This is a genomic window from uncultured Tateyamaria sp., from assembly GCF_947503385.1.
GTDB lineage: Bacteria > Pseudomonadota > Alphaproteobacteria > Rhodobacterales > Rhodobacteraceae > Tateyamaria.
In genome coordinates, this window is sequence record NZ_CANNDO010000003.1 from 427990 (window position 1) to 450065 (window position 22076).

Here is a 22076-nt window from a genome sequence, read left to right on the forward strand (position 1 = left end):
CCTTGCGTCACCGCAATCAGATGCCCGCATACCATTCATACCCGCGGTCCTCCCAGTATCCGCCGCGCCCGCGTCCAATGCCGGAAAAGTCGTCCACCAATTCAATTGCGCGGACGTATTTGGCCATTTTGTATCCCAGTTGCCGTTCCACACGGACCCGCAACGGGGCCCCGTTGGGCACGGGCAGCGGCGCGCCGTTCATGCCCCACGCAAGAAGAGTTTGCGGATGGCGCGCATCAACCAAGTCAATCGTCTCATAGTAGCGAATGGCACCGGACAGGCTGCGTTCGATCGTGTCAAAACAGTGGAACAGCACATACCGCGCCGACGTGTGGACCATGGCCCGGTCCAATACATGCCACAGCGGCACACCCGCCCATTCGGCAATGCAGCTCCACCCTTCGACGCAGTCGTGGCGGGTGATTTGCCGCCGTGTTGGCATCTGCCGCAAGTCGGCCAGCGACAAGGAAAGCGGACGATGCACCAACCCGCCGACCTCAAGCCGGTAATTGGCAAACCGCGCATTGCGGTGCGCCACATAGTCCGCATCCTGCGGATCGGTGACGCCATTGGGCCGCTGGGGTTGGCGGATGTCGACGGGCGCAAACTCCTGTGCCAGCGCATCTCGGTCCAGAACACCGCGTTGCATCGCCATGGTCAGGTCATTCGCCCGTTCCATGAAATGACGCAGACGGTGGTCGGGTGCGCTCAGCCCATCCAGTACTTTGCAACCAGCCACGGTGGACGCGGCAATCGTGCCCAGCCCCGTCCGCAAAAGCCGCCTGCGCGACACCACATGATCAGACATCGCCTGCCTCCTGTGCATCGGCACGGTACCAGCCGGTAACAATGGCCCGCATTTCGTTCAGTGGACCGGCAAGAACGACCATCACCATATGCACCACGAAAAAGCCCAACAGGCCTGCCGCAAGGACAAAGTGCAACGTGCGCGCAGACTGCCTGCCGCCCAGACCCTCGGACAGCCATGGCAACGCCGCGTTGACACCCGGCGACATGGCCAATCCCGTCAGGATCATCATGGGAAAGAGCACGAACAGAACCAGACCATAGCTAAGCCGCTGCAACGGCCCATAGCGCGCGGCATGACGAAATCGCCCCCGCACATGGTCTCGCACGTCGCGCGCCAGACCACGCCAATGATGCCGATCCATAACCAGATCGCGCACAAGATGCCCGGACAAGAGCGCGCCCACTGCCCATACCAAGAGGGTCACCACAAACACCCATGCAAAGAAAAAATGGATCACCCGACCCGTGGCCAGATCGGTGCCGCTGGGAATGGTGGCCCACGGCGGAAACGCACGCACCGCGCCTCCTGAATAGCCCAGCACGCCCATGCCGCCCGCGCGCCAGCCGAACAGTTCAACGACGCCCCGGTCATCCACCGCACCGATCCGCAGCACTGTATTGTCAAACCCGAAACCGGACTGGTCGCCCCAATACAGCACGGGATGCGCGTTAAAGATTTGCAGCCCCGTGAGCAGCAGAAAAAACAGGCTCAGCGCCCAGATCCAATGTGTGACCCGCGTCACCCGCGTGTGGCGACGCACCAGCGGGCCGGGTGGTGTGTTGCGTGACATAAGCGCACCTCTCCTGTTGCGTGTGAGGCATTACGACCGCAACCCGGCAAGAGTTTCAGCCCAACGTCACACGGGCAGGGTCGCGATCGGACGCGAAACTTTTTGCAGTCGGGTTCCGTCTTGTTCGCTGTCCCCGTCGGGACATCCCAACCAAGCGAAAGGAATTTTCATGTTCACCCCCCGCAAGACTGCCGCCACGCTTCTCGCCCTCGTGCTCGGCACCACCGCAACCTTTGCCGCCAACCCAGACGTGGGCGGCGCACCGATGTTCAGCGACAAAAACATCATTGAAAACGCTGTGAATTCCGCTGATCACACAACGCTGGTCGCCGCTGTCAAAGCTGCTGGTTTGGTCGACGCATTGATGGGCGATGGCCCCTTTACCGTGTTCGCGCCTGTCAACGACGCCTTTGCCGCGCTGCCCGCAGGCACGGTCGAAACGCTGCTGGAGCCCGCCAACAAGGATATGCTGACCAAGATCCTTACAGCGCATGTTGTGGCCGGTGATCTGTCCGCACAGGCGCTGAAGTCGCAGGCCGCCAAAAGCAGCGATGGTTTCGTCCACCTCGAAACCCTGTCCGGTGACGCGCTGTCTGCGCAGGTGCGCGGCAATCAGGTGTTTGTCTTTGACGAAAACGGCAACGCCGCGAAAATCACGATTGCCGATGTGAACCAATCCAACGGTGTGATCCACGTTGTGAACAAGGTGCTGCTGCCCAAGTAAGCCAGCACAAGTGCCGGGCGGGCGCAAGCCCAAGCCGCCTGCCTGGCGCGCCACGCGACCGCATCACCGCGCCGGAGCCGCGCTTGACTGCCGCGTGATCAATTCCGGTGCGCAATGCAGGCTGGCGCCACCGCGCGCAGATGGATCGACAATCGCCATGGCCAGTTCCTTGCCCGCCTCCTGCCCGATCCGCTTGGCCGGCAGGCGGACCGTGGTCAGCGCAGGTTCGATGTCCGACGAGCCTTTGAAATCTCCGATCCCGACAATAGAAACGTCCTCCGGCACGGACAAACCGGACGCTTTGGCCCCATACAAGGCGCCGGTGGCAAGGATATCGTTCCCGCATATCAGCGCTGTGGGCGGATTTGCCTGCGATAGCAACTGCTGCGCGTCGCGCTTCGATTCCGAAATGCTGTAGACCGTTTGCAACATCCAGTGGTCCGGGACTTCAACACCGGCCCCTTGCAACGTGTCCAACACAACGTCACGCCGTGCCAGCGCGCGGTCATTCCCGAACGTCGGCGGGAACATGCACGCAATGCGCCTGTGGCCCAGCGCCAGCACGTGCGCGGCAATCATTTGGCCCGCCAGTTCATTGTCCGCCCCAATGGCCGGGAACCGCGATTGCGCCGCATAATTCCACATCAGCACGCAAGGGATGTCCTGACTGTCCAACAGCTGGAACACCGCCTCATCGTGATCGAGCCCGGTCAAAACCACCCCATCCACCCGATGTTCGAGAAACTTGCGCAAAATGGCGTATTCGCGCTGCAAATCGTAGCCATGCGAGGCCAGAAGGATCGTAAACCCCTGCGCCTCCACCGTTTCAGAAAAGGCCTGCACCACTTCGGCAAAGATCGCGTGGTCCAGTGTCGGGATCAGCACACCGATCGTGCCCGAGCGGATGCCGTGGATCGTCTGCGCCGCGCGGTTGCGGATATAGCCGGTGCGGCGCACAGCGGAATCGATCTTCTTGCGGGTCGCGGGTTTCAGCAATTCGGGGTGATTGAAGTAACGCGAAACCGTCGATGCCGACACACGAGCAGCCTTTGCCACGGTGACGATATCCGCTTTTTTAGTCTTGTTTACAGACACTTCAACGCCACCACCTATCGAATTATGAAAACATTTGCAAAACTATTTTCATCGCTTAGCGTTGTTGGTCAACCCTGAGCTTGGGAGGCGTTTGGGCAAATGGAGTTCCTGTTCTACATGGGCGACGTGTTCACCCCGATCAATTTCGGGTTGCTGTTGCTTGGAACGATTGGCGGCCTCATCCTTGGTGCGACGCCGGGCCTGTCGCCGACCATGGCTGTGGCCCTCTTGATCCCGTTCACCTTCCAGCTAGAGCCGCAGCAGGGGCTGATCCTGCTGGGTGCGGCCTACACTTCGACAGTGGCAGGCGGCGCGGTCAGTGCCATTCTGCTCAAGATCCCCGGCGCGCCAGCCAACATCGCCACCACGCTTGACGGGCATACGATGGCAACCAAGGGCGAAGGCGCAAAGGCGTTGCAGCTGTCGTTCCTCGCCTCTGCGGTGGGTGGGTTGTTTGGTGTGTTCCTGCTGATCTTTTTGACACCGGTTCTGGCGCAGTGGGCGCTGGCGTTTGGCCCCTCGCACCTGTTCTGGCTGGCCATTCTGGGTGTGACAGTGATTGGCACACTCGATTCCAGCTCAGTGGTCAAAGGCCTGTTGTCGGGCTGTATCGGTCTCTGGCTCGCCACGATTGGCTTTGACGACATTATGGGCGCGCAGCGGTTCATCTTTCATCCGGCAGTCAGCGGCGGGATCAACGTTATTCCGGCCCTGATCGGTCTGTTCGCCATCCCGCAGGTGATCACGATGTTCACCAAGGGCCGGTCGAGCGACGATGCCGAGATCATCACCGTGCAGCGCCACCCGATCCGGCTTGCCGTCCTTGAGGTGTTCCGCCGCAAAACCGCGCTGGCCATTGGCACCATCACCGGGTCGATCATTGGCCTGATCCCGGGTGTGGGCGGGCAGATCGCCGGGCTGGTCGCCTATGATCAGTCCAAGAAATTCAGCAAAGAAAGCGAGAAATTCGGCACCGGCCACAGCGAAGGCGTCATCGCCGCCGAAAGCGCCAACAACGCCATGGTCGGCCCGTCGCTCGTGCCGCTGCTGACACTTTCCATTCCCGGCTCTCCCACGGCGGCGGTGCTGCTTGGGGGGCTGCTGATCCACGGGATTTTTCCGGGTCCGGACCTCTTCCTGAACTATCCGCAGGTGGCGTGGACCTTCATCGACTCGATGCTGATCGGGCAACTGCTGATGTGCGTCTTTGGCCTCTATATTGCCGGTCTGGCCGCCAGCGTCGCGCGCGTCCCGCACGCCGTGATGGCCGCCATTGTGCTGGGGCTGGCGGTGTTCGGCAGCTACTCGGTCCAGAATTCGATGGGCGACGTCTACGTCATGGCAACGTTGGGCGTGGCGATGTATTTCCTCGAACGGTTCGGCTTTTCGGCGGCACCGCTCGTTTTGGGCCTCATCCTTGGCCCCATTGCCGAAGCGAACTTTATCCAAGGGTCGATGATCGCCAACGCGACCGTTGGCACAGGCACGTATTTCTTTACCGGCTGGCTCAACTGGCTGCTGATCGCGATTGTGGTCGCGTCGATCAGCTATTCGGTCTGGATGGAGATCATGTCGCGCCGCTACACCACCAAGGATGACGCCGTGGCCAAAGAGGAGGCGCTGTCATGACCGACCTGCCCCGCAACCAGCATATCATCGCCTCGGGCCTGATCGCAGGCGTTGGCCTGAGCATCGCCTATATCAGCTTTACCCAAGAACCGGCCGCCGCCTTTGTGTTTCCGCGCCTGATCTCGTCCGTCTTTGCCGTGCTGGCGGTGTGGACGTTCATCAAGGCCATGCTGGGCCGGACCAAGGTCGGCAACGGCATCAGCGCGCAAGCCATGCGCAACATGCTGCCCGGCCTAATCGTCGCCATCATCTATATTTACTGGGCGGCCAAGGGCGTGGGCTTTTACACCGCGACCACAGTCGCCTTTTTCGTCCTGCTGTCGCTATACGATCCGGCACCGCACACACAGCTGAAAAGCTGGCTCAAACGCATCGCAATCACCGCCGGTTTCATGGCGGTCATGTACGGTCTCTTTGCGCAATTGCTGAATGTCTTCACACCGCGAGAGATCTTTTTCTGAACCGCTACAGCGGCAGAACAAACCCTAGGGAGGATACTATGAAAACTTGGATTGCAGGGGCCGCACTGGCCTTGGCCACATTGACGGGCACCGCATATGCGGACGGCCATGGCGAATATCCGGAACGGCCCATCATGCTGATGGTCAGCTATGGCGCGGGTGGCGCCACTGACTTTCAGGCGCGCATCGTGACGATGACCGCCGGAAACGAAGACGCGCTGGGGATGCCCATTGCCATCGTCAACCGTCCCGGTGCCGGTGGACGCGTCGGCTGGAACTGGTTTGCATCCGAAGCCGAATCCGATGGCTACACGCTGGGTGCCTATAACATCCCGCATTTCATCGCCCAGTCGATTGAAGGCGGCGTGTCCTACTCCGCCGAAAGTTTTGAACCAATCGCGAACTGGGGTGCAGATCCGGCCGTGTTCGTGGTGGGTGCAGACAGCGATTTCAATTCGATGGACGACGTGGTCAGCTATGCCAAGGAAAACCCAGGCGGCCTCACCTTCTCCGGCGCGGGCCTGTTTGTGGGGCACCACATCGCAGCGCTGCAGCTGGAAAAGGCGGCGGGCGTGAAAATGGCCTACATCCCCAACAATGCTGGTGGCGCGGGCGCAATGCGCGCCGTGATTGCTGGCGAAGTGCTGGGCGGAGTCAACAATCTGTCCGACGCGTTCCGCGCGCAGGCCGCAGGCAACGTCAAAATCCTCGGCGTGTTTGATCTGGAGCGCAACGCGTTCCTGCCGGATGTCCCCACGCTCAAGGAACAGGGCTATGACATCGACAATGCCTCGGTGAACTTCCGCGGTGTGATGGTGCCCAAGGGCACACCGCAGCCCATCATCGACAAGCTGGCCGCCACCGTGCCGGCCATGTTCGAGAACAAGCGCGTCAAGAGCCGCATGGAAGCCGGTGGCTCGCCCATGCACATTATGACACGTGACGAAGTGCTCGCAATGTGGGCCGCACGCGAAGAAACGCTCAAAGAGCTGCTCGCTGGCCTCTGACCCCATCGCGCAGCGCCTGCAACACGGGCGCTGCGCACCTCAAACAGGACACACCCCATGAACACCGCCGATCCCATCGCAGATGTCGAAGCCATCGTTGCACGTGCCCGTACCGCGCAGCGCGCCTTTGAGAGCGGCGGATCACAGCAGGCCTACGATCATGCAGCACAGGCAGCGGCGTGGGCCATCATGGAACCGGGCCGAAACCGCCATCTGGCCGAATTGGCGGTGGAAACGACAGGCCTTGGCAACGTGCCCGACAAGATCACCAAGAACCATCGCAAGACGCTGGGTCTGATGCGCGACATCCAGCACGCGGCGACGTTCGGCATTATCAGCGATGACCCCGTCACCGGCATCACCGAAATCGCCCGCCCCATCGGCGTGATCGGCGCGGTTGTACCATCGACCAATCCCGGCGCGACACCCGCCAACAACATTATCAACGCGCTCAAATGCGGCAACGCCATCGTCGTGTCGCCATCGCCCAAGGGCGTGCCCACCTGCGAGGCGCTGCTGGGCTACATCCATGCCGAATTCGACAAGCTGGGGATTGACCGCGATCTGGTCCAGATGATCCCCGGGCGCGGATCCAAGGAAAAGACGCAGCGGTTGCTTGAAATCGCAAACTTAATCGTCGTGACAGGCAGCCAGAACAACGTCAAACGGGCTTATACCTCTGGCACCCCTGCCGTGGCCGTGGGCGCGGGCAATGTCGCCGTGATCGTGGACGAGACCGCCGACCTGACCGCAGCCGCAGAAAAAATCAAAGCCTCCAAAACCTTCGACAATGCGACGTCATGTTCGTCCGAGAATGCGGTGGTCGTCGTGGATGCAATCTATGACGCCTTTGCCGCCGAAATGGCCAAGACCGGCGGCGCTCTGATCACGGACGAGACCAAGGTAACGTCGAAACTGTGGGTCAAAGGCCACCTGAACCCGCAAGCCATCGCGCAGGACGCGGACAAGATGATTGCCGCGCTCGGCCTGACGGACGACGTGCCTGCGGACACTGAATATCTTGCGGTCGAGACAACCGGCATCGGCCCCGATCATCCTTTGTCCGGGGAAAAGCTGAGCCGGGTGCTGACCGTCTACCGCGCCCGCGATTTTGACGACGCCATCCGCCTGACACGCGACATCCAGTTGCATCAGGGTGCAGGACACTCCGTGGGTCTTCACACCCAGACGGATGACCGGGCGCTGACGCTGGCCCAAGCCATCCCCACCAGCCGCGTGATCGTGAATCAGGCCCACACATTCGCCACCGGCGGATCGTTCACCAACGGTATGCCATTTTCGCTGTCGATGGGCTGCGGGTCTTGGGGGGGCAATTCCATCGACACGAATGTGCATTGGCGCCACTTCATGCAGACCACCAAAATCGTGCGTGAAATCCCTGCCAATGAACCTGCGGTCGAAGACATTTTTGGCGACTATTGGGGCGAGGCCGGCAAATGATCTTTGACACGGCGGCGCCACCCCAAGGCACGGTCAAGGACTGGCTGGACGCCCGTGCGGCAACCGACGAAACGGCCATCGTGTTCCCCGAAACCGGCGACCGCCTCACTTGGCGCGACCTGCGCGATGATGCGCGCCGCATGGCCGAGGGCCTTGTCGGCCTTGGTGTCGCCCCCGGCGACAGCGTCGCCATCGTCCATCCAAACGGGCGCGCCGGGGTGCTGGCGCTATATGCGGCGCTTTATGGCGGGTTCCGCGCCACAATGATCAACCTTGCCGCCGGGCCGGACGCCATCGCCTATGCGCTGGATCACAGCGGTGCACGCTTTGCCTTTGTGCATGACAGCCAGCGTGAAACGATCACGCGCATCGCCCCGGTCGGGTTGCGGATCATCGCGCCCGCCATGCTGGAGGCGCGGCGCGACATTCCCGCATTCGATGCCACCCAACATGCGCTGCTGATGTACACATCAGGAACCACAGGGCAGCCCAAGGGCGTCGTGCACAGTCACGCAAGCCTGTTGGCTGGGGGCTGGACGACAGCCATCGCGCATGAATTGTCGCCGTCCGACCGTGGGTTTTGTGTCCTGCCGATCTACCACATCAACGGTCTCTGCGTGACGCTGATGGGCGCTCTTGTGTCTGGCGGGTCTCTGGCGATGACGGCACGGTTTTCGGCCAGCAGCTTTTGGGATCAGGCCGCCGTGGCAGAAGTCACTTGGTTCTCTGTTGTGCCCACAATCATCAGCCATTTGCTGCACAATCCGACGAACCCCAGCGCCGAGGTCTGTGCCCGCCTGCGCTTTGGCCGCTCCGCGTCATCGGCCCTTGCCGTTGAAACGCAATCAGCGTTCGAAGAGCGGTTCAAGGTTCCGATTATCGAAACCATGGGCCTGACGGAGACGGCTGCGCAAATCCTGTCCAACCCCCTGCCCCCGGGCGTGCGCAAGATCGGATCGCCCGGTATCGGCTACGGCAACGCCGTGTGTATCCTGACACCGGAGTTAGCGCCCGCCGCCCCGATGCAAGAAGGCGAAATTGCCATTCGCGGCCCAAATGTGATGCTGGAATACCTGCACAATCCTGAGGCGACGGCCAAGACATTTGCCGGGGATTGGCTGCGCACCGGCGACCTCGGCCATATCGACAAAGACGGATACGTTTTTGTCACCGGTCGCCTAAAAGAGCTGATCATCAAAGGCGGCGAAAACATCGCCCCGCGCGAGATCGACGAAGTGCTGTACTCCGAACCCGACATTATCGAAGCGGCGGCCTTTGCCCGCCCATGCAAGAGCTACGGTGAAACGGTCGAGGCCGCAGTGAGCGTCAAGCCCGGATCACAGCTGTCCGAAGCGGCGTTGATCGCACTGTGCGAGCAACGGCTTGGCAAATTTAAATCCCCGGACTGTATCCATTTTCTGAACGAATTGCCCAAGGGCCCGTCCGGCAAGATCCAGCGCCTGAAACTCGCCGCGCTCGTTTAACAGCACCGTTTTGCCCCGCCCTGTCGCTGCGGACGCTCGATACCGCTGAACCGCTTGCCGTTTGTCGTACCCTGCCAGCCACGTCTCGCGCCCGGTGTTTGTCGTAGATAAACTGGCTGTCGTCAGGGCTGTTCTTGAATGTCTCTTCCAGCGCACGGCAACTGCGACACCTTGCCTTGACGGTTTTTGCCAAACTGAACAGGCGCGTGAGACCTCATCGACCGGTCACGTTCATCTGCCGTTCATCTTTCCAACAGACCCGTGTCATGTCCCGCATCTACAACATCGCGTTGGTGCCGGTGTCACATGAGACGAGCAGGCGTGGGGATGACAGGAAACAGGCGACACGGAGCGACAGACCACGCGCGCATTTTGCGGGCCGTTTTGTGTGTTGTGCCGGTCCTGACCGTGAGCCCGTTACAGGCGTTGGCACAAAGCGCCAGCTTTCGCTCTGTCGATACCGATTCCGATCGCAGATTGAACCGTGCAGAATTGACAACCGCCTTTGGCGCGGCGGGGGCCGCTCGTCTGCTGAACCGGTCTGACCACAATGGCGACGGGGTCCTGACCGTTGGCGAACTGCGCCGCGATCCCGAGGATGACCGCAGCGATCGGAATGCGCGAGACAACCGCGACGACGACGACCGTGATGACGATAATGGCGGTGACGAAGGCGGCGGCGACGATAGCGGCGATGATGATGGGGGTGACGATGACTGACATCCGTCTCGCGCCCGCGAAGCCCTCTCACACGTTCATATGGCGTTCATCCAAATACAGCGTTCGCCTTCATCCGATTTTGCGATCCCGCTCATGCGGCGCCGATAGATCAAGTGCCATGAAACGCCAAACACGGAGCGCAACATGACACTGTATTCTCAAATCACACCCGCCCATTGCGATATCGCCAAATGGGCGTTTACCACCCGTCGGGTCAATCGGAACGACGTCCGCGGCGTGTGTACGCATCTGGCGCGGGCCAAGGCGGGCAATCTGGTCCTGTGTGAAATCGCCGAGATCGGACATCACAAGAAAATTCAGCTGGCCGAACGCCGTGCCGCGCTGAGTTATCCCGGCGATCTGGTCGTTCTTTGCCTTGGGGATCGTTATGCGCCGGATCAATTCCTTGCCACTGCGATCATCGATGATGACCTGATTGACCTTGTCGCAGGTGGCGGCGTTGCGGGGCGCGTCGATGCCGCGCATGTGGCGATGGACGCGCCCACCCGCCTCAGACCACTGGGCCTGCTGACAGGAACGGGCGGTACACCCATAAACATTGCCGACTATGCCTTGCCCAGCCTCACACCGAACGAAGATGTTACGGTCATCGGCGTCTTTGGCGCATCCATGAATTCGGGCAAAACGACTGCTGCCTCCAGTCTGGGGCATGGTCTTATGCGTGCGGGTTATGCCGTGGCGGGGGTCAAGGCGACGGGCACGGGTGCCTTTGGGGACTTCAACAGCTTTGAGGACGGCGGCGCGCCTGCTCTGGATTTTACGGATGCAGGCATGGCCACGACATTCCGGATGCCGCTGGACCGGATCGAGGCGGGCTTTGACACGCTGGTGGCCACCGCAGCGGCGCGCGGCGCGGAGGTCGTGGTGGTCGAAATCGCCGACGGTGTCTTTCAACAAGAAACCCAAGCCATTCTCAAATCCTCGCGCATTCGCGACAGACTGGACGGAATCCTGTTCGCTGCACCTGATGCGCTCAGCGCGCTGGGTGGGGTGATGGTGCTGCAACAAATGATGCTGAGCCCGTTTGCCATCTCCGGCATGGTCAGCTGTTCGCCCCTCGCCACGGCAGAGGCGGCCTCGGTATCGCACCTGCCGATCCTGTCGCGCGAAGAGCTTTGGTCGCCTGATGTCATTCAACATTATGTCGCACCGTTGATGCGTCAGGCACCAAAGGACGTGGCCGCATGACCACACTCCCCCATGTGGCCACGCAGGACCGCGTCATAGACGCGGTCCTGATCATATCCCTTGGCATCTTGCAGGCGACAGCGCTGGCCGTCGCCGCCTTTGCCACCCGCGATGCCTTTGCGGCGCTGCACAATGGCGCCGCTCTGACCCTTCGGACAGTCTGCGCGCTGGCCGGGGCCGGTGTCATCGTTGCGCTGTGCCTGTTTCTGGCACGCCGCCGGGCCGAAGCCCTGGGTCAGAGCTATGCCATCACCTTGCGCCGCGCGCTTTATGGTCACATCGCGCGCCTTCCCACCGGGCGCCACGCGCAGCGCCGCCTCGGCGCGTTGTCGCTGCGGTTTGTGGGCGATTTGTCGGCCGCGCGCCTGTGGTTTGGTCGTGGTTTGCCGGATGTTCTAACAGCGCTCGTCATTCTGCCCGCTGCCGTGGCAATCCTTGTCGCACTTGATACCCGTCTCGCCACGGCTGCGCTGATCCCACTTGGTCTGACCATCATCGCGATGACTGGCATGGCTTGGCATCTGGAACAGCGCCACCGCCGCCTGAGGGCGCGGCGCGCCAGCATCGCAATCGGCATGATTGAACGGATCGCGATTGCCCCCGATCTCGACCTTATGGGACGCACATCCAAAGAGCTGCGCGCGCTTGACACTCACGGCGCGTCCCTGCGCCGCGCGGCTGTCGCCCGGAGGGGGCGCACGGCGGGATTGCAGGCGATTTTGCAGGTGGGGATGGCCTTGTCGGGGCTGACCGTGCTGTGGCAGGCGAGCCTCGGGGGTGGTGCAGCACCCGCGACCGTCGCTGCCTGCCTGTCAGTCCTCGCTCTGGTCGCCCTGCCCTTGCAGGATTTGGGCGCCTCTTGGGACAGCTTCTGTGCGTGGCGGATTGCCCGCGTGAAGCTGTTGCGCCTGTTCGGCGAACCCACAGTGAAAAGACGCGCACGGCGCGCAGGCCGCGCGCCCACTGTCACGTTGCGCGGAACGTGCGGCGGCGCCTCGGCGCATTTCACGGCCAGTGGCGGCACCATTGCTACATTGCGTCACCCGCGCGCTGCACATGTGGCGCGCTGCATCTCTGGCCTTGATCCTGAGCACGGGTTGGAGGTGCAGTTCGACACGCGGACGTCCCGGCCAAAGGTGGCCCATATCGGCGACGCGCATGTCGCCTTGCAAGGCAGCCTGCGCCGCTCCGCCACCCTGACCTGCGCAAAAAGGCCCAGCGACGATGCCATCATCGCCACGCTGACAGCGTTCGGATTGCATGACCTGCTCTGCGCGCCGCGCGGCCTTGACCAGCGCATCGCGGAAAACGGCAGGGGCCTCAGTCATGCGCAAACCTTGCGGCTGGACCTTGCACGCGCTGTTCTTGGGCAGGCGAACGTCATTGTCATAGCATCCTTGCGGTGGGCGGTTGAACCGGATCAAGACCTGTTGATGCAAACGCTGATGTCGCAAGCCGCGGCAACGGTTATCATAGCAGAGACCGGCACCGCACCCACGCCGCCGGACAAGCATAGGGTCGACTGACATGCGCTCTACCACCCTGTTTGGTGTCTATGCCGGCATCCTCATCGCGCTGGTCGGAGGATTGGCCGGTCTGATGCTCTACAGTCTGGACAAGACACGCTGGTGGGACGAACGCATAATGCTTGCACAGGAATCCTATGGGCTGCATCTGCGCCTTGAGGCGGATTTGTACCGGCTGTTCAAACAACATGGCGACGCCTTGCTGATCGGAGACCGCGACCGCGGCGAAAGGGAACGGGCGCTGCGCGAAGCCATTGAACAGAACCTGCTGAACATCCGCGACGTGATTGACCGTGAGGTCGCGATGGTCGGCGCAGAAGAGATCGAGGAATTCGAGCTGCTGGACGCAATCGAACAGGACATCCGCGCGGTCAACGATGCCATTGCGACATTGTCCGCGTCCGGGGACCCGATTGACACGTTCATCCAGATCGAGCGACTGGCCGCTTTGCTGGACGGCGATATTGACGACAAACTTGATCGCAAAATCGCTGCCGCACTCGCTGGCGAGCTTGAGGAAGTCGAAGAGGTGGTGTCCGCCGCCGCCGCATTCCGCGATTGGAACGAACGGCTGGTCTACATCATTCTGGTGATCACCGTCGTGACGCTGATCATTGGGCTATTGTCGTTCAACGCCCAAATCCGCAATCCGATCATCCGCCTCAAACGCGGCATCGATCAGTTGCGGCAGGCGCAGTACACAGAACCCGTTTATCTGGGTGGCAGTCGCGAATTCCGCGATCTTGGCGGCATTCTGAATCAGATGGCAGACGGTTTGGCCGCCCGCGAAGCCAGCCGCGCAGAGCAACGCAAACAGCTGGAAGAAACCGTGGCCACGCGCACCGCTGAGTTGCAACAGCTCATCCGCAAGCTTGAAAACGGCGAGGAGAACCGCAAGCAGCTTATGGCCGACATCAGCCACGAACTCCGCACCCCATTGGCCATTATTCTGGGTGAGGCCGATGTCACCCTGCGCACATCCACCACGCTCAGCAACGAGGTATCGGATTCCATGGCGCGCATCCGCGAATCCGCGAAACACACCAATCAGATCGTGGACGATATGCTGACTGTCGCGCGGGTCGAGGCCGGGCAATTGCGGCTCGACCGCAAGGAAACGGACTTGCGCAAGGTCATTCACGATGCCAACGCCATGTTCCCGCGCGAGGTCCACATTGATACCCCTGACATTCCTGTGCCCGCCCACGTCGATGAGGTGCGATTGCGCCAATCGGTCCTCGCCTTGCTGCAAAATGCACGACGGTACGGTGGGCCAACCATCTCGGTGACGCTCCGCGACACGGCCCACGCACAGATCATCGCGGTTGAGGATGACGGCCCGGGGTTAAGCGCGGCGGAGAAAGCGCAGGCATTCGACAGGTTCTTTCGTGGTTCGAACACCTCCGGTCAGGGCAGCGAGGGCAGCGGCCTTGGCCTTCCGGTCGTCAAGTCCATTGTCGAGGCGCACAACGGTGCGGTCGACCTGCACGACCGTGATGCCGGTGGCCTTGGGGTTGTGATCACATTGCCCAAGGCACCACCACCTGCTGCCGACGGGGCGCGCTGATGTATCAAACCCAATTGCCCGCACCCGAGGCCCAACACAAAACACGAGGCCTGCCATGAACATCCTGCTTGTCGAGGACGAAACACGTGTCGCCGACTTCATCCGCCGGGGCCTTGCCGCTGACGGTTGGTCCGTCGATCACGTCTCCAACGGAGAGGATGCGCTCGAACAGGCGGCGTGTAATGGCTATGACGTGATCCTGCTGGACCTGATGCTGCCCGGCATTCAGGGCAAGGACGTGTGCCGCAAACTGCGCGCCCGCAATACAAAGACGCCAATCCTGATGCTCACCGCGCTCGACACGCCAGAAGAACGGGTCGAGGGCCTCAAGGTTGGTGCGGATGACTACCTGCCCAAACCGTTTGATTTCGACGAATTGGTGGCCCGGATCGAGGCGCTGCATCGCCGGGCCACCAACTACCTTTCGCATACGAATGATACGGTTATCTCCAGTGGCGCGCTGACATTTGATCGTGCATCTTTGCAGGTCAATGTGCACGGGTCCGAAGTTGAACTGTCAAAGAAAGAGCGTGATCTGCTGTTGCTGTTTCTGACCAACTCGGGTCGCGTTTTGTCGCGCGAACGCATCCTGAATGCGGTTTGGGGTTTGAATGCAGATCCGCTGACCAATGTGGTCGATGTCTATGTTGGTCGGTTGCGTCGCAAGATCGGAAGCGAGGGTGCGCGCATCGTAACCCTGCGCAATGTCGGCTACCGGATGTCCTGACACCCGCAGCCGCGTGCCGTCACAAATGACCGGCAGCGATGGTCTCGCGGAAAACAGTGCATTCTGATCGTCAGTTCGCGCGTCGTGCCGATCCATACCGCCTGTCCGCGCGGTTGGGGTCAGACACATGCAGGGCCCATGCGGACGACGGGCTGGCGGAAATCTGGAAACCTGACCCGGCAAAGCGTCAAATACGCGGAAAGGACCACGTTGCAATGTCACATTCAGATTTTCCCAACGACAGGCGCGACCATTCGGCATCTGCGCTGAGGGCGCGTGACACGATGTGGCTGCACGGCGCGGGATTGGCAGGCGATACGTGGGGGCCGATCACCGCGTCGTATCCGCGTGCGCAGACACCGGACCTGCCCGGCCATGGTCTGGCTGACATGGCGTATCCGCCGCGCGTCGAAACCTATGCTGACGCTGTGCAAGGCCGTGTGCAACCGGGTACGGTGCTGATCGGACATTCGCTTGGGGGCATGGTCGCATTGGAATTGGCAGCGCGGTTGCAGAACCGCATCAGCGCGCTGATCCTGATCGAAGCGGTCCCGACCGTGCGGGACCGTCTGTCGGGACGATTGTCCGCACGCATCGCGACCGGATTGGTCCGTATCGTCCCGCAACGCGCTCTGGCGTGGCTGTCGGGCCTTGGACACAGCGCTGAAACCCGGACAGAACTCCGACGGCAGATGGCAGCGACAGACCGCGCGCGCCTCACCGCTGTGTTGGAGGCCGCCGCCCAGTATGACGGACGGCCAAGACTGCCGCAGATCAGCGTGCCGACACTGGTGATCGTCGGACAGAAGAACACCGCCACCCACCACGGTGCCACCCTAATGGCGGACCGTATCGCCGGTGCAGAACTGGAACGGTTGCCCGGAGGGCATATGCTGCACACGGACAACCCGGTTCAACTCCGCCACAGCATTGAGCGTTTCCTGAACCGCGTCGGTCTGCATTAACCCGTCACGTCACCACGTGAGCGCGGCGGTCGGAACATTCCACACCCATGCGGTCAGCAACGCCCATGCAATGCACGGGACCGCCGCCCAAACCAGCACCCGTTCGCCGCGGCGCGTCTTTGCGGCTCTGCTCTGTCTGACCAGCCAAACCACGGCCCAAACCAACAAAGCACACGCGCCGGCGTAGAACGCTGTCACGGTCCAAAGACCAGCGTTTGCCCCAGCCCATGAAGACACATCACGACTGTCCAGTGCCCGTTGAATCAGGACGACGCTACCCGCAGCCAAGGACATCCAGCCCAGCGACAGAACAAGCGGCACACTGATCGGTCGGCCAGACCTGCGCCAAGCGACACCGGCAGCCCCCGCACTTACCAAAACGCCGAACAACACCGCCACGAGACCTGTGTGCAGGGAGTGTTCTGATCGCCAGAATGTCAGCCGGTCAAAGCTGTGAAAACCATCGCCAAGGTCGCCGCCCACGACAGCCCCTTTGGCGTTGCGCCGAAACCCAAGGCGCATGTCCCCTTCTGGCGTCTCAAACTGGTCTTCTCCGGTGGCCGCGAACAGCCGCGAGTAGCCAAGCCTATCAACCAAAAGTCCTTCGTCGCCCGAGGGGTGGACCCTGACTATCGGCGTTGCGGACACGCGCAACCGGTCCAGTCCCGTATCGTTGCGCCGGGTCGCGATGAAATGCCCTGCATATGCCTCCTGACAGGTGGCATCACATGCTGCGCGCGGGCGGCGCTGGATGTTGTCCGGCGCGATGATTTCGCGCAGGGCTCTGCGTGGCAGTCCCATCAGTGCCGCACCGGATGGCCCATTGGCCACAACAAAAAACCCAAGGTCCAGAGACGGAACCAGCACCATATTGGTGTGAAATCCGAAATGCGTACCACCATGATGGAAAACCGTATGCCCGGCCCATGTGTCGGTCCAATAGCCAAGCGTTCGGGCGGCAAATTCCGCCCGCTCCGGCACGGCAGGCTCCCGCATCGCCGCAATCGCCGAGGCCGACAGGCCCTCTGACCGGCCCGCTGTTTTTTGCCGCAACAGGGCCTGCATGACGTGGCCCACATCCCGCGCCGTCAGGGCCAGCCCGCCCGACGCCGTGTGGACCTCTGGAGTGGGTGCCGGATCAATGGCCATGTAACGCCCCGCTTGCCAGACATGAAACGGGCTGGTGCCCCGATGTTCCGGCGGGGCGTGCATGAAACGCGGATCATCCACACCCAGCGGGGCGAGGATTGCCTCGGTCAAATGCGCCGCGAACGGGCGGCCCGTAACCTGCGCCACAATCTGGCCCAGCAGAACGTAGCTGGCGTTAGAGTAGGCGATGACCTCTTGGGGCGGGCGTATCTGGCGCGGCAGGATGGCGGACAACTGCGCGATTTTGGGCAACGCCGGCAAGGGTCGGAAATAGCCCGCGTGCCGTTCCTCCAGACCGGCACTGTGTCCCAGCAGATGTGCGACAGAAATGTCCCCGAAACGCTGATGCAACCTCAGACCGGGCATGTACTGATGTATCGGCGCATCCAACGCGATACGCCCATCTTCCACCAATTGGAGGATGGCCAGCGCTGTAAAGATCTTGGTCACCGACGCGAGCGGAACACTGTCACGTTCCGGATCCATCAACCGCCCCGTCCGCACATCACCAAGGCGATACCCGCGTGACAAGATTACCGCGTCACTGGACACCACCACAACAGCGGCACCGGCGACAGCGTCCTGATCAAGGCCGGTTGTTACCAACCCATCGACAAAGCCGGGCAGGTCTGACCGCCACGCGCTTTGCGCGGCTGCGGGCGTTGCAGATACCGGCGTGAACCAGATAAAGGCCGCCATCAAAAGATGCGCCGAAGGGACCCACCTGCGACGTGGTTCAATCCGTGTGTGTGCCATACCCATTTCCGATCCATTGCCACGCCGGGTCCGGTCCTGCCGGACCAGCACTGGGTACGGACATTGCGCTGGCCCGTCGTACCAGCGTACCGGCACGGACAACTGCCGCCATCACCACCGCGGGGGCCAAGTCCCATCCGTTCCGTGCCCATAGGATCGGACGACACGCGCGCAGCATTGCGCGAAGTCACGCGGACGCCATCCACGCAACGCAGGTTTTTTATGACATCTTCTGATATCCCGGATCGCGCGTCCGGCTTTCGCTTGATCGTGTTTGTCACATGCGCGCTGATAGCCGCCTGTGCGATGCCAGTGCGCCACGGGTTTGATGTCGCACGGCGGATCGAACATCGCTATAGCGTCGCCGGACCCTATCCGGTGTCGCGCCTTCGGACACCCGCAACATTCGGGCGACCGGGAGGCGTCGCATATATTCCGGTCAACCCAGACGGGCCGGTGCCCCTCGTCATCTGGCAGAACGGTACGGGCGAGACCATCACCACGTATGACGCCATCGCGCGGCATCTTGCGTCTTGGGGTCTGGCAGTCATCGGCAGCGACGACCGGCAAATGGGGTCCGGTGACCGCGCCATCGCCCTGCTGGAGGACTCAAAGCTCTGGTCCAGAACGCCGGATCACCCCTTGTTCGGGCGTATCTTGCCTCAAACATTTGCCTTTCTCGGATCGTCACAAGGGGCCGTGGGGAGCATCAACGCTCACACCCGATCCGCCGAAGGTCGCCGCGCGACAGCCCTTGCCGTGCACGGAACGCCGACGCAACAAGCCTTGGACTTCTTCCGGCTGGACCTGAGTTATGACGCCACCTCGATCACGGCCCCGGTTTTGATCCTGACCGGGACGCAAGACGCGTTTATCTCACCCGTCCGTCTGAACAGGAATTTGTTTGACAGCCTGAGCGGGCCCGGCCTGCGTGTCTTCGGCGTGGCCAAATGCGCCGATCACATCGCATTGGCGGATGATGCAGGGGTGTTCCGGGGCTATCTGACCGCATGGCTGACCTTTCATCTGCTGGGCGATCCACTGGCCGCGCAAGCGTTCACCGGGCCGACGGAAATCATGACCAACCCGGGATGGAGCGTCACCGATGTCGCGCCATAGCCCGCACGCACATCGCCCCTTGTTCGGGCGTAAGTTCCGCAGTCGCATTTCGATGCGGGTTTATATGCTCCTTATCTTTGCACTCGGGTTGATCCTGGCCGCACAATGGCTTGCGTAAACCCTCGCGAAACGCCGACAGGCGCGCCACATGTCGGTCGCAAAAGCCAGAGCGGAGGGGACGCGCGCCACCCCCCCTTGCAGACACCTACTGACAATTGGAGATGTGAGTTGAAACAGTGTTTTCTGACACTTTGCCTCTGCGTCGGAGCCTGTCAGGCCGCGGCGTTTGACACGCCGTCCGTTGACGGCATCTGGGAAACGGATGGGTACGGCATGATCCTAGAGATCGCCGGGGACCGCGCGCGGGTCTACAGCACCGGCCCAGATTTCTGCATCGCGGAAAGCGACGGCATGACACCCATCACAGAGGTGCTGCCCGGCATCACGTTCACTCTGTCCGGCCATGGCCAAATGCTCAATCTTGCCTTCTGGCACGATCCACATCGCATTGCCGCCCGCCGTCTGCACGGCTTGCCGCCATCATGCGCCGTGCACATGCCAACCGATCCGGCAACGGTGTTTGATGCGTTCGTGGGGTATTTTGATGCCCATTATCCGTTCTTTCCGCTTTATGATGTCGACTGGTCCGCGCGTGTGGCAGAGGCGCGGACGCTTGTCGGGGCGGACACGAGCGACCGGGCACTCTTTGACGTACTGGCGTGGTTGATCAGCCCGATCCGGGACAGCCATGTCAGCCTCGTTGCAGAGATTGACGGTGTGCGGCACGTGGCAGCGCCGGGGCGGGCTAGGATTGTGCAACACCTACGGGATGACGCAGACGCCGCAGGCGCTGATCCGGACCGCGCCGCACATGCCTTTCGCGATGCACTTTGGTACGACAGCATCCAAAAGGATATATTGCAGGGTCGCGGGCAAATGATCGGACAGGACCGGATCCAGTATGGAATGCTGACCCGCGACATCGGTTATCTGGCCTTTGCCACTCTGGGTGGGTTCGACCCTGCGGACGATCTACAGATGGCGCAAATTCTGCTCGACGAAATCATTGCGTATTTCACTGCGCGCCGCGCCAGTACCCTGCTGCTGGATTTGAGCGTCAATTCCGGCGGCAGCGACATCGTTGCCCGAGAGGTCGCGCGCCGGTTTGTTCGGACACCCACCTTCGCCTACACCAAACGTGCGGCCGATGCCGCCCGCCCCATCGAAACGCGGGTTGTCATCGACCCAAACACAGATGCTCGATTTAACGGTGCGGTCATCGTGCTGACAAGCCATGTGACCGTGAGCGCAGCGGAGATCCTGACGCTGGCGCTGCGCCCGCAACCGCATGTGACCCATGTGGGTGAAACAACGCGGGGCGCATTGTCCGACGCAGTGTCCCGCAGCTTGCCCAATGGTTGGCAGCTGAGCCTGTCGAACGAACTCTATCTGGATGCAGACGGGCACCGATGGGAGGGGCGCGGTATTCCACCGCATGTCGCGCTGCCCGTGTTGACGGATGAAACCCCGATAGAGAGCCACCGACAGGTGATCGAAGTATTGCGCGGCAACACGCCTTAGACGCAGGACAAGCCTTTGTGATGCTTGTCCGGTGTCGCAACTGACAAATGCCGAACCGCGCAGGTAAAGGCGACAATGGCGCGACGCAAAACTGCACCGCGCCATGTCCGTTCAATCAGCGCTCTAGCGCGCCCACACCGGAAAAGCGGAACGCTTCCTGTTCAAGCGCGTCGATCTCTTCTGCGCTCATCTGGTCATGGGCCACTGTGATCCGGCCAAGAAAGACGAGAGGCAATGCGTCCGCACGGCCCTCAAGATCGGCCTTGATGGCTTCGGCGGTTGCGGCACCCACATCGTCGCCCATACGCATCGGAGTTGCATCCAACTCTCCCCGACGGATGGCGTCCAGCTCAAGGCCAGTGCCGCCCCAGCCTGTTGAAAAGATGTCCTTTTCTTTGCCAACGGCCACTTGCGCCTCGACCGATCCCATCGCCATGGCCGTGTTGGCGTTGTGGATGATATTGGCCTCCGGATAGGCTTGCAGGATCAGGGATGTGCCAGCAAAGCCGCCCTCGCGCTGGTACTCGCCATAGTGCTCATAGACGGTGGTCCATCCGGCCTTGGTCTCGACGCAGTCCTTGAAATCGCCGGAACGCTGGTTGTCGGTGATGCCCGGGATGCCCCGGTTCATCGCCATGGTCACGCCTTCGCCCAGACGTTCGATCATGTATTCGCACATGGTCAGCGCGCCCGCAGCTGACGAGAAATCGAACCACGCGTCAGGCTGATTTTCCAGCGTCTTCAACGGTGTGTGGAACGCCCAGACATAGGTGGAAAACCCGTCATTCGCCGCCAGTTTGTCGATATTGTCAGCCTGAATGGCCAACTCGGACGGGCCAAAGATCACGTAGTCATAGAGATCGGCATCCTGCGCCACTTGGTTTGCATAGGTCGATTGCAGTGAATGTTCGATCTGCCGTGACGCAAACTCCGTCGTTTCATATGCGATGCCCAATTGGTCCAGCCGCTTGGTCAGAGCCAGATAATTGCGCGCCCAGAAATCCGACGTGTCGGCGGACGGGTAGATCAGAGCGATCTGCACCGGGTTGTCCAGCGTGCCGGAAAAGGCCACGGCATCCGATCCCACGACCGCTTGTAACGCCTCCAGCTTGCCCTCGGCGTTCACTTCGCCTGGCACCCAGTAGTCGCGGTCTGCGATACCCGGCAACTCCTTGAGTGGCAGAGTCGCGTGCCCATCGGCCAAGGTCGCGCCCGCAAGCGCTGTTGCCATGAGGGCTGTGGTTGCTAAAAGTCTCATCTTGGTTCCTCCCTTTGCAATGAGTGTGGGGCCAGCG

Annotated in this window: 19 protein-coding genes; 13 read left to right on the top strand and 6 right to left on the bottom strand. The window is 61.5% G+C overall.

Annotated elements, in window-relative coordinates; genetic code table 11:
- Positions 1–16: 16 nt before the first annotated feature.
- Complete coding sequence (locus tag Q1A85_RS13190; RefSeq protein ID WP_299689841.1) at positions 17–808, bottom strand: molybdopterin-binding protein; 792 nt, start codon at positions 806–808, stop codon at positions 17–19.
- Complete coding sequence (locus Q1A85_RS13195; RefSeq protein ID WP_299689844.1) at positions 801–1601, bottom strand: cytochrome b/b6 domain-containing protein; 801 nt, start codon at positions 1599–1601, stop codon at positions 801–803. The genes Q1A85_RS13190 and Q1A85_RS13195 overlap by 8 nt, the downstream gene beginning before the upstream one ends.
- A gap of 169 nt (positions 1602–1770) precedes the next feature.
- Between Q1A85_RS13195 and Q1A85_RS13200 the strand changes: the two genes are divergently transcribed.
- On the top strand, positions 1771–2325 hold the full coding sequence (locus Q1A85_RS13200) for a fasciclin domain-containing protein (protein WP_299689847.1): 555 nt from the start codon (positions 1771–1773) through the stop codon (positions 2323–2325).
- 63 nt (positions 2326–2388) lie between these two features.
- On the opposite strand, the gene Q1A85_RS13205 is transcribed toward Q1A85_RS13200, so the two are convergent.
- Entirely contained in the window at positions 2389–3381 is a 993-nt protein-coding gene (locus Q1A85_RS13205; RefSeq protein WP_299689850.1) for a substrate-binding domain-containing protein, read from the bottom strand.
- Between the two features lie 138 nt (positions 3382–3519).
- Here Q1A85_RS13205 and Q1A85_RS13210 point away from each other — a divergent pair, with 138 nt between their 5' ends.
- Genes Q1A85_RS13210 through Q1A85_RS13230 form a run of 5 tightly spaced genes read left to right on the top strand, consistent with a single transcriptional unit; the run spans position 3520 to position 9462 of the window.
- Positions 3520–5049, top strand: a complete 1530-nt coding sequence (locus Q1A85_RS13210; protein WP_299689853.1) for a tripartite tricarboxylate transporter permease — start codon at positions 3520–3522, stop codon at positions 5047–5049.
- The gene (locus Q1A85_RS13215) at positions 5046–5510 is read left to right on the top strand and encodes a tripartite tricarboxylate transporter TctB family protein (protein WP_299689856.1); all 465 of its coding nucleotides are present in this window, start codon (positions 5046–5048) and stop codon (positions 5508–5510) included. Before Q1A85_RS13210 ends, Q1A85_RS13215 begins: the two co-directional genes overlap by 4 nt.
- Before the next feature lie 38 nt (positions 5511–5548).
- Entirely contained in the window at positions 5549–6517 is a 969-nt protein-coding gene (locus Q1A85_RS13220; protein ID WP_299689859.1) for a tripartite tricarboxylate transporter substrate binding protein, read from the top strand.
- Between the two features lie 57 nt (positions 6518–6574).
- Complete coding sequence (locus tag Q1A85_RS13225) at positions 6575–7978, top strand: aldehyde dehydrogenase family protein (protein WP_299689862.1); 1404 nt, start codon at positions 6575–6577, stop codon at positions 7976–7978.
- Positions 7975–9462: an AMP-binding protein gene (locus Q1A85_RS13230; protein ID WP_299689865.1), complete on the top strand. Its 1488-nt coding sequence runs from the start codon at positions 7975–7977 to the stop codon at positions 9460–9462. The genes Q1A85_RS13225 and Q1A85_RS13230 overlap by 4 nt, the downstream gene beginning before the upstream one ends.
- A 417-nt stretch (positions 9463–9879) precedes the next feature.
- On the opposite strand, the gene Q1A85_RS13235 is transcribed toward Q1A85_RS13230, so the two are convergent.
- Positions 9880–10185, bottom strand: a complete 306-nt coding sequence (locus Q1A85_RS13235; protein WP_299689867.1) for a hypothetical protein — start codon at positions 10183–10185, stop codon at positions 9880–9882.
- Positions 10186–10326: 141 nt separating this feature from the next.
- Between Q1A85_RS13235 and Q1A85_RS13240 the strand changes: the two genes are divergently transcribed.
- The 5 genes from Q1A85_RS13240 (at position 10327) to Q1A85_RS13260 (ending at position 16176) form a co-directional block, all read left to right on the top strand.
- Complete coding sequence (locus Q1A85_RS13240) at positions 10327–11391, top strand: hypothetical protein (RefSeq protein WP_299689870.1); 1065 nt, start codon at positions 10327–10329, stop codon at positions 11389–11391.
- A complete protein-coding gene (locus Q1A85_RS13245; protein ID WP_299689873.1) occupies positions 11388–12917 on the top strand; it encodes an ABC transporter transmembrane domain-containing protein in 1530 nt (509 codons plus the stop codon). Before Q1A85_RS13240 ends, Q1A85_RS13245 begins: the two co-directional genes overlap by 4 nt.
- Before the next feature lies 1 nt (position 12918).
- Positions 12919–14484: a HAMP domain-containing sensor histidine kinase gene (locus Q1A85_RS13250; RefSeq protein WP_299689876.1), complete on the top strand. Its 1566-nt coding sequence runs from the start codon at positions 12919–12921 to the stop codon at positions 14482–14484.
- A 55-nt stretch (positions 14485–14539) separates the two neighbouring features.
- Positions 14540–15211: a response regulator transcription factor gene (locus Q1A85_RS13255; RefSeq protein ID WP_299689879.1), complete on the top strand. Its 672-nt coding sequence runs from the start codon at positions 14540–14542 to the stop codon at positions 15209–15211.
- A 215-nt stretch (positions 15212–15426) separates the two neighbouring features.
- On the top strand, positions 15427–16176 hold the full coding sequence (locus Q1A85_RS13260; RefSeq protein WP_299689882.1) for an alpha/beta fold hydrolase: 750 nt from the start codon (positions 15427–15429) through the stop codon (positions 16174–16176).
- 9 nt (positions 16177–16185) lie between these two features.
- On the opposite strand, the gene Q1A85_RS13265 is transcribed toward Q1A85_RS13260, so the two are convergent.
- The gene (locus tag Q1A85_RS13265) at positions 16186–18081 is read right to left on the bottom strand and encodes a serine hydrolase domain-containing protein (RefSeq protein WP_299689885.1); all 1896 of its coding nucleotides are present in this window, start codon (positions 18079–18081) and stop codon (positions 16186–16188) included.
- 222 nt (positions 18082–18303) lie between these two features.
- Here Q1A85_RS13265 and Q1A85_RS13270 point away from each other — a divergent pair, with 222 nt between their 5' ends.
- Entirely contained in the window at positions 18304–19200 is an 897-nt protein-coding gene (locus tag Q1A85_RS13270) for a hypothetical protein (protein WP_299689888.1), read from the top strand.
- 228 nt (positions 19201–19428) lie between these two features.
- Positions 19429–20781, top strand: a complete 1353-nt coding sequence (locus Q1A85_RS13275) for a S41 family peptidase (RefSeq protein ID WP_299689891.1) — start codon at positions 19429–19431, stop codon at positions 20779–20781.
- A gap of 115 nt (positions 20782–20896) precedes the next feature.
- On the opposite strand, the gene Q1A85_RS13280 is transcribed toward Q1A85_RS13275, so the two are convergent.
- Positions 20897–22039 carry a substrate-binding domain-containing protein gene (locus Q1A85_RS13280; RefSeq protein ID WP_299689894.1) on the bottom strand — a complete coding sequence of 381 codons (1143 nt, stop codon included), beginning with the start codon at positions 22037–22039 and terminating at the stop codon, positions 20897–20899.
- Positions 22040–22076: the final 37 nt, after the last annotated feature.

Bases quoted from the DNA above. Each gene is read 5' to 3' on its own strand.
- Q1A85_RS13190 (WP_299689841.1), bottom strand. From the start codon at position 808: ATGTCTGATCATGTGGTGTCGCGCAGGCGGCTTTTGCGGACGGGGCTG.
- Q1A85_RS13195 (WP_299689844.1), bottom strand. From the start codon at position 1,601: ATGTCACGCAACACACCACCCGGCCCGCTGGTGCGTCGCCACACGCGG.
- Q1A85_RS13200 (WP_299689847.1), top strand. From the start codon at position 1,771: ATGTTCACCCCCCGCAAGACTGCCGCCACGCTTCTCGCCCTCGTGCTC.
- Q1A85_RS13210 (WP_299689853.1), top strand. From the start codon at position 3,520: ATGGAGTTCCTGTTCTACATGGGCGACGTGTTCACCCCGATCAATTTC.
- Q1A85_RS13215 (WP_299689856.1), top strand. From the start codon at position 5,046: ATGACCGACCTGCCCCGCAACCAGCATATCATCGCCTCGGGCCTGATC.
- Q1A85_RS13220 (WP_299689859.1), top strand. From the start codon at position 5,549: ATGAAAACTTGGATTGCAGGGGCCGCACTGGCCTTGGCCACATTGACG.
- Q1A85_RS13225 (WP_299689862.1), top strand. From the start codon at position 6,575: ATGAACACCGCCGATCCCATCGCAGATGTCGAAGCCATCGTTGCACGT.
- Q1A85_RS13230 (WP_299689865.1), top strand. From the start codon at position 7,975: ATGATCTTTGACACGGCGGCGCCACCCCAAGGCACGGTCAAGGACTGG.
- Q1A85_RS13235 (WP_299689867.1), bottom strand. From the start codon at position 10,185: ATGTCAGTCATCGTCACCCCCATCATCATCGCCGCTATCGTCGCCGCC.
- Q1A85_RS13240 (WP_299689870.1), top strand. From the start codon at position 10,327: ATGACACTGTATTCTCAAATCACACCCGCCCATTGCGATATCGCCAAA.
- Q1A85_RS13245 (WP_299689873.1), top strand. From the start codon at position 11,388: ATGACCACACTCCCCCATGTGGCCACGCAGGACCGCGTCATAGACGCG.
- Q1A85_RS13250 (WP_299689876.1), top strand. From the start codon at position 12,919: ATGCGCTCTACCACCCTGTTTGGTGTCTATGCCGGCATCCTCATCGCG.
- Q1A85_RS13255 (WP_299689879.1), top strand. From the start codon at position 14,540: ATGAACATCCTGCTTGTCGAGGACGAAACACGTGTCGCCGACTTCATC.
- Q1A85_RS13260 (WP_299689882.1), top strand. From the start codon at position 15,427: ATGTCACATTCAGATTTTCCCAACGACAGGCGCGACCATTCGGCATCT.
- Q1A85_RS13265 (WP_299689885.1), bottom strand. From the start codon at position 18,081: ATGGCACACACACGGATTGAACCACGTCGCAGGTGGGTCCCTTCGGCG.
- Q1A85_RS13270 (WP_299689888.1), top strand. From the start codon at position 18,304: ATGACATCTTCTGATATCCCGGATCGCGCGTCCGGCTTTCGCTTGATC.
- Q1A85_RS13280 (WP_299689894.1), bottom strand. From the start codon at position 22,039: ATGAGACTTTTAGCAACCACAGCCCTCATGGCAACAGCGCTTGCGGGC.